The following is an 11,286-nucleotide window of genomic DNA, read 5'->3' as shown; positions in this document are numbered from 1 at the left end:
TGACCAAGGACTGTTCGGGAGTGCGCTTTTAACAGGCGGGCCGTGTCCCGCAACGGTAAATGCCGCCATGTCGATCTTGCAGGCCATCAGAACCTTTTTCTTTTACCTGCTGCTGGGCACCAGTTCGTTTCTCTGGTGCACCCTGAGCTTTTTTATTGCACCCTTCCTGCCCTTCAAGGCGCGCTATCGCTTTATCAACGTCTACTGGTGCCGCTGCGCGTTGTGGCTGAGCAAGGTGTTCCTGAATATTCGTTTCGAGGTCAAGGGCGCTGAAAACGTTCCTGATCAGCCGTGCGTGATTCTCTCGAACCACCAAAGCACTTGGGAGACGTTCTTCCTCTCTGCGTATTTCTCGCCGTTGAGCCAGGTGCTCAAGCGCGAGTTGCTGTATGTGCCATTCTTCGGCTGGGCCATGGCCATGTTGCGTCCGATCGCCATCGACCGGGACAACCCCAAGGCTGCGCTCAAGCATGTCGCCAAGAAGGGCGATGAGTTGCTCAAGGACGGCGTCTGGGTGCTGATCTTCCCTGAGGGCACGCGGGTCCCCTACGGCACAGTGGGCAAGTTCTCACGCGGTGGTACCGCCCTGGCGGTCAACGCCAACCTGCCTGTGCTGCCGATTGCGCATAACGCTGGCAAGTTCTGGCCCAAGACTGGCTGGGCTAAACGCCCAGGCACTATCACTGTAGTGATCGGCGAACCGATGTATGCAGAAGGCGAAGGACCACGTGCCATCGCCGCCCTGAACGACCGCGCTGCGGCGTGGAATGAGGCGCAGCAACGGGCCATGGGCTCCCTGCCTCCGGAACCGGTGGTGGTGGAGACGCCGGCCGTTTGAGCATCTGTGGATAACCTGTGTACGCTTTGTTGGCGAATTGGCTTTTTTGCTTCATAACAAGCTGATTTAATTACATATTTCTGAAGCTCATAAAATTCAGAAAAACGTGCATAAGTTTTTTCTTCATAAAAAAACCGGTCCTTGTGACCGGTTTTTTATGCACAGCAAAAAAGCCGCTTTTTCAGTCCTCCAATAGCGGCAGCAGCAGGATAAACGTCGAGCCCCTGCCTAGCTCACTTTCGCACACGATCCGCCCTCCATGCCGTTCTACTACCGCCTTGACCATGGTCAGGCCCAACCCAAGACCTTCACTGCCCTGGGCCGAATCGAAACGTCGGTATTGGTTGAACAACTCCGGTAGATCCTTCGGCGCAATCCCCGGCCCCTGATCACTTATCCCGCATTCCAACCAGCCTTGCGCACTGCCATGCCTTAACCTGACGGTGGTGCCGGATGGGGAGTATTTGATCGCATTCTCCAGCACATTGAACAATGCCCGGGTGAGCAGCGATTGGTCGGCATAGACCATGGCTTCATCCGCCTCATCCAGGTCGTGGACCAAATGGATGCCCTTCAACTGCGCAATCACCGCCACTTGATCAAAGGCGTCCATCACCAGCATGGCAAACAGGGTGGGCTGGAACTGGTAACCGTCCGCTTCAGCCTTGGCCAATTGCACAAAGGATTCGGTCAGACTCAAGGCTCGCCGTACCTGCTGTTCGATCTGAGTAAACACCGGGGACTCCCCGTTGTGCACGTCCAGCAGGGCGAGGATCGCTGAATGCGGCGCACGCAGGTCGTGGGAAAGGAAACGCAGCATGGTCTCGCGATGCTGCTGGGCTTCACGCTCCTTGCTCAGGTCCGTCAGGCTCAACAACCAGCCGAGGGCGAAATCCCCTTCGGCAGGCAGCAAAGGGGCCAGTTCCATGCGCAAACTGCGTTGGTGGATATCGCGAAACTCGACCAGCTCCAGCGCCGAGAGGGCAGGGCGTACACCATTATGCAGCGGGGGATAACCCAGATCGGCGAGCTGTTCGACGAGGTTTTCGCCGACCAGGTCATTGCCGAATACTTCACGGGCCACGCGGTTGGCCAACAGGATACTGCCCTGGGGATCGGTAATCAGGGTCGCTACCGGCAGGCACTCCAAGCCATCAGCCATAAAGCGCCGCGTATCGCGGGTACGGCTGACGGCTTGTTCAAGGGCAAAGATCCGCCCTTGCAGCACATCGCCCTTACTGGCGGGCGCGCGACGACGTTCCGGAAGCACCTTGGGCTCGTTATCCAGGCGTGCCAGTTCCCAGCCAAAGTAGGCGAGGATCACGCTCAGACGTCGCCAATTCCAGATCAGGTAACTCAGCAACAAACCGATCAGACACGCTGCGGGGCTCCACCAGTGGCCCAGGCGCAATAACGCCCATGAGCCCAGCAAAGCCACGGCCATGCCTGCCAAGGTCATCCACAGGGCGTAGCGTGGGCGCACAAGCAGAAGGCCCAACAGCAGGGCCACCAGGGACGTTGCCAGCAACGCCGCCAGCCAGCCGGGCAAATCGACGATGCTGCGGCCCTGCAATAAACCATTCAGTACGTCCGCCTGGATCTCAACGCCCGCTGTAGTACCTACGGTGGAAGAGAGGGGCGTCACGAAACGATCGGCCATGCCATAGGCTGAGGCGCCGATCAGAACCAGGCGACCACGCAGCGACTCGGGAGGTACCTCGCCGCGCAATACGCTGACGTAGGACACACTGGGAAAATGGTCTGGTTCCGAAGTGAACGGCACACGGATTTCATGTTCCTGGTGCCAGTGACCTCCAGTAGGCTCTTGCGGCAGGCCCGGCATCGTCTCGGCGTGCTCGCTCATGGCGAATGCCAGCCACGCCAACTGAGGAAGTGTGCTTCCCGGAGGGCCTTCACGTAGATACACGCTGCGCACCACTCCGTCGTTATCCGCTTCGACGTTGATGTGCCCGACGCCCTTGGCGCACTTGAGCAGTGGCGACAACGGCGTTACCTGGGCCCTGGGGCTGACGCTGCTGTCCCCGGCGATGGGCAGCAATACATTGCCGGCTTTGCAGACGGCATCGGCCAGTTGTTGGTCGTCATTATTGTCGCCGGGCTCACTGAAGATCACGTCAAACAAAATGCCCGCTGGCTGTGCGGCGTTCAGGCGTTCAATCAGCTCGGCATGCACGCTGCGCGGCCAGGGCCACGGGCCTAACGCTTCCAGGCTGGGCGTATCAATGGTCACCAGAACGATCCGTGGATCTGCCGGTAACGGCGTCAGGCGGCGCAGGCTGTCATAGAGCGGATTGTTGAGTGCCAGCCCCGCACTCAAGGATAAGTACGCGGTGAAGGGCAGGAGCACCAAACCGATCAACAGCCATTCACGAACCAGCCCATGAAACAAAAGCTGCGCCTGGGTAGGTTGGCGTTTCTCGGCTTTGCGCCATAGGTTCACAGGGCTACCGCCAAAAGGGTGCCAAGGAGTCGATGGTCATTGAGTAAAGATTTCATAAGCCCAGGATCCCTCTCCATGGGGTTGCGATGAAGTGCATACGGTGTTCTGAAACCAGTGAAGCTTATTTGGGTCTCATTGGAGGAGTTCCCGCGGCCGCGCAATGAACGATACCGCACATTCAAGCAGGCATTACGCACCAGCGAGGCGATCGGCACCGACCCTTTTCCTGACCGACTGGAGCCGGTATCTTTCTTTGAGGACGTAGTGGGTGGCGTTTACGGCGCTTTCAGCGTATCGAGAGATACGAGCACCGTAAAATCCGCCCATAATTATTCAGATTCAGAGGCCGGCATTTGTACAGCATGTGCCCCTATCCAAATCCAAGCTCTCGTTTTTTGTAGGAAGGACCCCACCCATGCGTGTCGCAATACTGGATGACGAACCCGCGGAGTTGCGACGGGTGGAACAGACACTGCGACAGATTCCCGGCCCGGCTGAACAGCCTTGGTCGCTGCATTTTTTCGAACGTGGTGAAGACCTGCTGCGCCAGCTACGCCGGGAAACCTTTGACCTGCTGATTCTTGACTGGCAACTGCCGGACATCTCCGGGATCGCGTTATTGCGCTGGACTCGCGAGCACATGGAATCGCCCCCTGCCGTGATCATGCTCACCAGTCGCGATGCCGAGAGTGACATCGTCACGGCGTTGAATAGCGGGGCGGATGATTATGTCAGCAAGCCGTTTCGGCCCAACGAACTCAAAGCCCGAGTCAGCGCCGTCCTGCGGCGCCACGGTTTGCAAAAGTCGGCTACCCAAGAAGTGCAGAGCTTTAACGATCTGACGTTCGACGATGCCGAACTGACCGTCACCCGAGCGGGCAAACCCATCAACCTGACAGAACGAGAATACCGTTTGGCAAGTTGTCTATTTGCCAACCTGGCCCGACCGTTGTCTCGCGAGTACCTGTATGAGCGATTCTGGAGCCACGAAGAAATGGTGTCGTCGCGGCCGTTGGACACGCATATCTACCGCCTGCGTAACAAGCTAGGGCTGACAGCTGATCGCGGTTGGCAGCTGTTGACGATCTATGGGTACGGGTATCGGTTGGAGAGTGTGACACCCGCCGCGCAAAATTGAGTACGCCGATGTTCCACGTGGAGCATTTAAGAATTCGAGTCTGCAGACCAATAAAAAAGGCCAACGCTAAGCGTTGGCCTTTTGTTTTTAGCTGATGTGCCTGATCAGAAGTCCAGGTTAGACACCGCCAAGGCATTGCTCTCAATGAAGTCACGACGAGGCTCGACCGCATCACCCATCAGGGTGTTGAAGATCTGGTCTGCGCCAATGGCGTCTTCGATGGTCACGCGCAGCATGCGACGTTGAGCAGGGTCCATGGTGGTTTCCCACAGCTGATCAGGGTTCATCTCGCCCAGACCTTTATAGCGCTGGATGGTATGACGCTTGGTGCTTTCCGCCATCAACCAGTCCAAGGCTTCCTTGAACTCCTTGACCTGCTTCTTGCGTTCGCCACGCTGAATGTAAGCACCGTCGTCCAGCAGGGTGCTCAGTTGAGCACCGAGGGTGACTACGGTCTTGTAGTCGTTGCTGCCGAAGAAGTCGCGGTTGAAGGTGACGTAGTTGGACAGGCCGTGGGAGATCAGTTCGACCTCTGGCAGCCATACGTTACGTTCACGGTCTTCACGCAGGCTGGCTTTGTATACCAGGCCAGACTTCTCCACAGTACGCAGGCGCACTTCGTACTGGGCCAGCCAATCTTGCATGGCGGCGTGATCGCCCAACTGCTCCAGGCTCACGGCTGGCAGGTAGATGAAGTGCTCGGTCAGCTCCTGAGGGTACAGGCGCGACAAACGCTTGAGCGTCTTCATGACCATACGGAAGTCGTTGACCAGGCGCTCCAGCGACTCACCCGAGATGCCCGGCGCTTCGTCATTCAGGTGCAGGCTCGCATCTTCAAGGGCCGATTGCGTCATGTACTCTTCCATGGCGTCGTCGTCTTTGATGTATTGCTCTTGCTTGCCCTTTTTCACTTTGTACAACGGCGGCTGGGCGATGTAGATATAGCCACGCTCAATCAGCTCCGGCAACTGACGGAAGAAGAAGGTCAGCAGCAGGGTACGGATGTGCGAACCGTCGACGTCAGCATCGGTCATGATGATGATGTTGTGGTAACGCAGCTTGTCGATGTTGTACTCATCGCGGCCAATACCGCAGCCCAATGCCGTGATCAAGGTGCCGACTTCCTGGGAAGAAATCATCTTGTCAAAGCGGGCCTTCTCAACGTTGAGGATCTTGCCCTTCAACGGCAGGATGGCCTGGGTGCGACGGTTACGACCCTGCTTGGCGGAACCGCCTGCAGAGTCACCTTCCACCAGATACAGTTCGGAGAGGGCAGGGTCTTTCTCTTGGCAGTCAGCCAGTTTGCCTGGCAGGCCGGCGATATCCAGCGCACCTTTACGGCGGGTCATCTCACGGGCCTTACGCGCGGCTTCACGAGCGCGGGCAGCATCGATCATCTTGCCGACGACCAGCTTGGCTTCGTTCGGGTTTTCCAACAGGAAGTCGGAGAAGTATTTACCCATTTCCTGTTCAACCGCGGTCTTCACTTCGGAAGACACCAGCTTGTCTTTGGTCTGGGAGCTGAACTTCGGATCCGGTACCTTGACCGAGATAATCGCCGTCAGGCCTTCACGGGCATCGTCACCGGTGGTGGCGACTTTATGTTTCTTCGCCAAGCCTTCCGCTTCGATGTAGGTGTTCAGGTTACGCGTCAGCGCGGAACGGAAACCCACCAAGTGAGTACCGCCATCGCGTTGTGGAATGTTGTTGGTGAAGCACAACAGGTTCTCGTTGAAGCTGTCGTTCCACTGCAGGGCGATTTCCACGCCGATGCCGTCTTCGCGCTGAATGTTGAAGTGGAACACCTGGTTGACCGCGGTCTTGTTGGTGTTCAGGTATTCAACGAACGCACGCAGGCCGCCCTCGTACTTGAACAGCTCTTCCTTGCCGCTGCGCTCATCCTTGAGGACGATGCCGACACCGGAGTTAAGGAAAGACAGTTCACGAATCCGCTTGGCCAGGATGTCCCAGCTAAAGTGGATGTTCTTGAAGGTTTCTTCCGATGGCTTGAAGTGGATCTGGGTACCGGTGGTTTCACTGTCGCCGACAATTTTCATCGGTTCCTGTGGTACGCCGTGGACGTAGGTCTGCTCCCAAATCTTGCCGCTACGGCGGACAGTGAGGATCAGTTCTTCGGAAAGGGCGTTCACTACCGACACACCTACACCGTGCAAACCACCGGATACTTTATAGGAGTTGTCGTCGAACTTACCGCCAGCGTGGAGCACGGTCATGATGACCTCTGCCGCCGAAACGCCTTCTTCTTTGTGCACGTCTACCGGGATGCCACGACCGTTGTCACGCACGGTGATGGATTCATCCGGGTGGATGATAATGCTGATGTCGTCGCAGTGACCGGCCAGAGCTTCGTCGATGGAGTTATCGACCACCTCGAACACCATGTGGTGCAGACCGCTACCATCATCGGTGTCGCCAATGTACATACCGGGACGTTTGCGTACGGCATCCAAACCTTTCAGCACTTTAATGCTGGTCGAGTCGTACGTGTTTTCTTCGCTCATGCCTTCACTCCCGATGGTCGTGGGTCTGGGTGATACGGCCTTGTTCCACGTGGAACAAAGCGACTGGCGTTTCCGTCTGCCAGCCTTCCCTCAATAATTCGTGGTCTACACAGGTGATAAACACCTGGCAGCGTAAGTCTTCCAACAAGCGGCATAGCGAGCGGCGGTGCTGCTCGTCGAGTTCTGACGGCAAGTCATCCACCAAATAAATACACTGACCGCGTCGAGCCTGGCTAACCAAATGGCCCTGCGCGATACGCAATGCACAGACCACCAACTTCTGCTGGCCGCGGGACAAGATATCCGCAGCATTGTGTGCACCTAATCTAAGGCGCAAATCAGCGCGCTGGGGGCCGGCCTGGGTGTGTCCGATTTGCTGATCCCGTTGCAAGGACGTTGCGAGCACTGCACTCAGCTCACGCTCTTTGTCCCAACCCCGGTAATAACTCAGCGTCAGCCCCTCGAGATCCAATAACTCGCTCAAGGTCTGCTCAAAGACTGGTTTCAAGGCTTTGATATAGGCGCGGCGGTATTCATCTATTTCGTCGCTGGCCAGGCACAGTTCACGGTCCCAGGCTGCTTGCGAAGCGGCGTCAAGTGTACCATGCCGCAGCCATGAGTTCCGCTGCCGCAGGGCCTTCTGCAGGCGCTGCCAAGTGGCCATGAAGCGTGGTTCCACGTGGAACACGCCCCAGTCGAGAAACTGCCGACGGATTTTTGGGGCCCCCTCCAACAATCGAAAGCTGTCGGGGTTGATCAGTTGCAACGGCAGGATCTCGGCCAGTTGCGCTGCGCTGCGCGCATTTTGCCCGTCGATTCGGATCTGAAATTCGCCACCGCGATCACGCGATATCCCCAGGCTGCTATGTCCGCCCTCAGCCAGTTCCACTTGGCCAAATACGGTACAGGCCAATTGTTCGTACTGAATCACGGGTAACAAACGGGCACTGCGGAAGGAACGCGCAAGCCCCAGCAGGTGGATGGCTTCCAGCACGCTGGTTTTACCACTGCCGTTGGCGCCATGGAGGATGTTGATGCGGGGGGAAGGGGAGAAGGTCACCGGGTGCAGATTGCGCACCGCGGTGACCGAGACGCGACTAAGGGACATCTAGCTTCTGCTGAGCATGATTACAGGCGCATCGGCATGACAACGTAAGCCGAGTCGTCGTTGTCAGATTCTTGCACCAGGGCGCTGCTGTTGGAGTCCGACAGGATCAGACGAACCTGTTCGGTGGTCATGACACCCAGCACGTCCAACAGGTAGCTCACGTTAAAGCCGATTTCCAGCGATGCGCCGTTGTAGTCGACACCCACTTCTTCTTCCGCCTCTTCCTGTTCCGGGTTGTTGGCCTGGATTTTCAGTTGGCCGTTGGCCAGTTGCAGGCGAATACCACGGTACTTTTCGTTGGAAAGAATCGCAGTACGGCTGAAGGCTTCACGCAGGGCCTGACGATCACCGACCACCAGCTTGTCGCCACCTTTAGGCAACACACGCTCGTAGTCCGGGAACTTGCCGTCGACCAGCTTGGAGGTGAAGGTGAACTCGCCGGTGGTGGCACGAATGTGGTGCTGGCCCAACACGATGCTGACGTTGCCGTCCGGCTCGGTGAGCAAACGCGCCAGTTCAAGGATACCTTTGCGTGGAACAATCACCTGGTGACGATCCGGCTGACCGATATCGGCACGCATCGAGCACATTGCCAGACGGTGGCCGTCGGTGGCCACGGCGCGGATGATGCCTTCCGATACTTCCAGCAGCATACCGTTGAGGTAGTAACGCACGTCCTGCTGAGCCATAGCGAAGCTGGTGCGCTCGATCAAACGACGCAGCTTGCTTTGCTCCAGGCTGCACGTCAGCGAGCCCGGGCCTTCTTCTACGGTTGGAAAGTCATTGGCCGGCAAGGTCGACAGGGTGAAACGGCTACGGCCTGCCTTGACCACCAACTTCTGCTCATCCACCTTGATGTCGATCAGCGCATCGTTGGGCAGGCTTTTGCAGATATCCATCAGCTTGCGCGCCGGCACGGTGATCTCGCCCGGTTCGGCGGGCTCTTCGAGCTGGACGCGACCCACCAGTTCGACTTCCAGGTCGGTACCGGTCAAGGACAACTGCTGCCCCTCGACCACCAGTAATACGTTGGAAAGCACCGGCAAGGTCTGTCGGCGCTCGACGACGCCTGCGACCAGTTGCAGGGGTTTCAACAGGGCTTCGCGTTGAATGGTGAAATGCATGGTCTAGTCCCTTGCCTTAATAAGCTGCGCTGGTGTCATCACGTAGTGAGTGTACGCAGCAGGTTCTTGTAGTCCTCGCGAATATCCGCGTCGGATTCCTTAAGTTCATTGATCTTGCGGCATGCGTGCAAGACCGTGGTGTGGTCGCGTCCGCCGAACACATCACCGATTTCCGGCAGGCTGTGGTTGGTCAACTCCTTGGAGAGGGCCATGGCAACCTGGCGTGGACGTGCGACCGAGCGCGAACGGCGCTTGGACAGCAGGTCGGAAATCTTGATCTTGTAGTACTCGGCCACGGTGCGCTGGATGTTATCCACACTCACCAGCTTGTCCTGCAAGGCCAACAAGTCTTTCAAGGACTCGCGAATCAGCTCGATGGTGATATCGCGGCCCATGAAGTGCGAGTGAGCGATGACCCGCTTGAGCGCGCCTTCCAGCTCACGCACGTTGGAACGGATGCGTTGGGCGATGAAGAACGCAGCATCGTGCGGCAGATCGACTTTAGCCTGGTCGGCCTTCTTCATCAGGATGGCAACACGGGTTTCCAGCTCCGGTGGCTCGACTGCAACCGTCAGGCCCCAGCCGAAACGCGACTTCAGACGTTCTTCCAGGCCTTCGATTTCCTTCGGATAACGGTCACTGGTCAAGATGACCTGCTGGCCACCTTCGAGCAGGGCGTTGAAGGTGTGGAAGAACTCCTCTTGGGAACGTTCCTTGCGGGCGAAGAACTGAATGTCATCGATCAACAGGGCATCAACGGAGCGGTAGAAACGTTTGAACTCGTTGATTGCGTTGAGCTGCAAGGCCTTGACCATGTCGGCCACGAAGCGCTCCGAATGCAGGTAAACCACCTTGGCATTCGGGTTCTTCTTTAATAGGTGGTTACCGACGGCGTGCATCAAGTGCGTCTTACCCAAGCCCACGCCGCCATAAAGGAAGAGCGGGTTGTAACCATGCTTGGGATTATCGGCGACCTGCCAGGCGGCCGCTCGGGCCAGTTGGTTGGACTTGCCTTCGACAAAGTTCTCGAAGGTAAAGGTGCGGTTCAGGTAACTGGTGTGCTTGAGCGCGCCTTCTACCTGCACAGTACGTTGCTCGGAGCGCACAGGCGCCTGTTGGGAGCTGGCACCAGCCATCGGGTCGAAGCTGTCGCGGGACGGCTCCTCATTCTCTGGCGCATTTTTGCGCGAAGACGGCTTGGACGGCGCAGATGTCGGTGCAGGTGCTGCGGCGACAGGCGCCACTGCGGCCTGGGCTTGCGACGCAGCGGCGGCCAATGGCGCATTCGGCGCGGCGCGGGGAGCCGAGCTGCGCTTGCTGCCTATTAATAAGGAGAGAGCAGGCGCCAGACCGTTGCCATGTTCATCGAGCAATTCGAGAACGCGGCCCAGGTACTTCTCGTTGACCCAGTCGAGGACAAAACGATTGGGCGCATAGACACGCAACTCGTCGCCTTCGGCTTCGACCTGTAGCGGACGGATCCAGGTGTTGAATTGCTGGGCAGGCAGCTCATCGCGCAAAAGCTCCACGCACTGCTGCCAAAGTTCCACTGACACGGAGATCCCCTAAGTTGAAAGCCGGTGAGGCAAAAACAGCCGCCATTGTAGCGGCCAGCCGTCCACTTATCCACATGTAGGTTGCTCACAGGCCACCCAAAATCAATGCTTTAACCGCTAAAAAGGCGACCAGTGGTCTGTGCATAAGCTCTGTGGATAAACCCACCTGAGCTCGTTGCACAAGTGGGGTCAAAAGTCTGTGGGTAACTGGCCTGTGGATAACTGCCCGTTCCACACACAGCTTATCCGATAGCGCAGCACAGGCAGAGCACTGCTTCTCCCCCGTGTTGTCATTCTCTGTACACCACGTGGAACAAGGGCTAAAGGCAGTTATCCACAGATGATCGCGCTCCTAGCTTTTATAAGCTTTACAGAAAAGCTTTAAATAACTTCCTTCTTTATTTTTATATCTATCGCATGCCGGATGGAAGCCAAACGGGGAGAAGGGCGTCAGGACCCCGTCGACATCTAATTAAAGGAAAAGCTGGTTGGAAATTGACCTAGAGGCTTGCTTTCTCTAGAATCGCCGGTCTCTTAAA

General features: G+C 57.3%; 7 protein-coding genes. 2 read left to right on the top strand and 5 right to left on the bottom strand.

Annotated features, from left to right (window positions below; genetic code table 11):
• The first annotated feature begins 67 nt into the window (after positions 1-67).
• Positions 68-838, top strand: coding sequence for a lysophospholipid acyltransferase family protein (locus GIW79_RS09120; protein WP_003187258.1), 771 nt, complete (start codon positions 68-70; stop codon positions 836-838).
• A 181-nt stretch (positions 839-1,019) separates the two neighbouring features.
• Here the strand turns inward: GIW79_RS09120 and GIW79_RS09115 are convergent, their stop codons facing one another.
• Positions 1,020-3,299 carry a CHASE2 and HATPase_c domain-containing protein gene (locus GIW79_RS09115; protein WP_236453042.1) on the bottom strand — a complete coding sequence of 760 codons (2,280 nt, stop codon included), beginning with the start codon at positions 3,297-3,299 and terminating at the stop codon, positions 1,020-1,022.
• Positions 3,300-3,714: 415 nt separating this feature from the next.
• On the opposite strand from GIW79_RS09115, the gene GIW79_RS09110 reads away from it, so the two are divergent.
• Positions 3,715-4,437, top strand: coding sequence for a response regulator transcription factor (locus tag GIW79_RS09110; RefSeq protein WP_057975200.1), 723 nt, complete (start codon positions 3,715-3,717; stop codon positions 4,435-4,437).
• A gap of 104 nt (positions 4,438-4,541) precedes the next feature.
• On the opposite strand, the gene gyrB is transcribed toward GIW79_RS09110, so the two are convergent.
• From gyrB to dnaA, 4 genes are read right to left on the bottom strand one after another with little or no spacing between them, the layout of a single operon-like run.
• Positions 4,542-6,959, bottom strand: coding sequence for a DNA topoisomerase (ATP-hydrolyzing) subunit B (gene gyrB / locus GIW79_RS09105; RefSeq protein ID WP_003187253.1), 2,418 nt, complete (start codon positions 6,957-6,959; stop codon positions 4,542-4,544).
• A gap of 4 nt (positions 6,960-6,963) precedes the next feature.
• Entirely contained in the window at positions 6,964-8,067 is a 1,104-nt protein-coding gene (recF, locus tag GIW79_RS09100; protein ID WP_003187251.1) for a DNA replication/repair protein RecF, read from the bottom strand.
• A gap of 20 nt (positions 8,068-8,087) precedes the next feature.
• Positions 8,088-9,191 carry a DNA polymerase III subunit beta gene (gene dnaN / locus GIW79_RS09095; RefSeq protein ID WP_003187250.1) on the bottom strand — a complete coding sequence of 368 codons (1,104 nt, stop codon included), beginning with the start codon at positions 9,189-9,191 and terminating at the stop codon, positions 8,088-8,090.
• 38 nt (positions 9,192-9,229) lie between these two features.
• The gene (dnaA, locus tag GIW79_RS09090) at positions 9,230-10,747 is read right to left on the bottom strand and encodes a chromosomal replication initiator protein DnaA (RefSeq protein WP_003187249.1); all 1,518 of its coding nucleotides are present in this window, start codon (positions 10,745-10,747) and stop codon (positions 9,230-9,232) included.
• Positions 10,748-11,286 lie beyond the last annotated feature (539 nt).

This window comes from Pseudomonas sp. PA-7-1E (assembly GCF_021605325.1).
Classification (GTDB): domain Bacteria; phylum Pseudomonadota; class Gammaproteobacteria; order Pseudomonadales; family Pseudomonadaceae; genus Aquipseudomonas; species Aquipseudomonas fluorescens_BV.
Note: the sequence above shows the minus strand (reverse complement) of the source record. Positions and strands in the feature narration are given on the sequence as shown.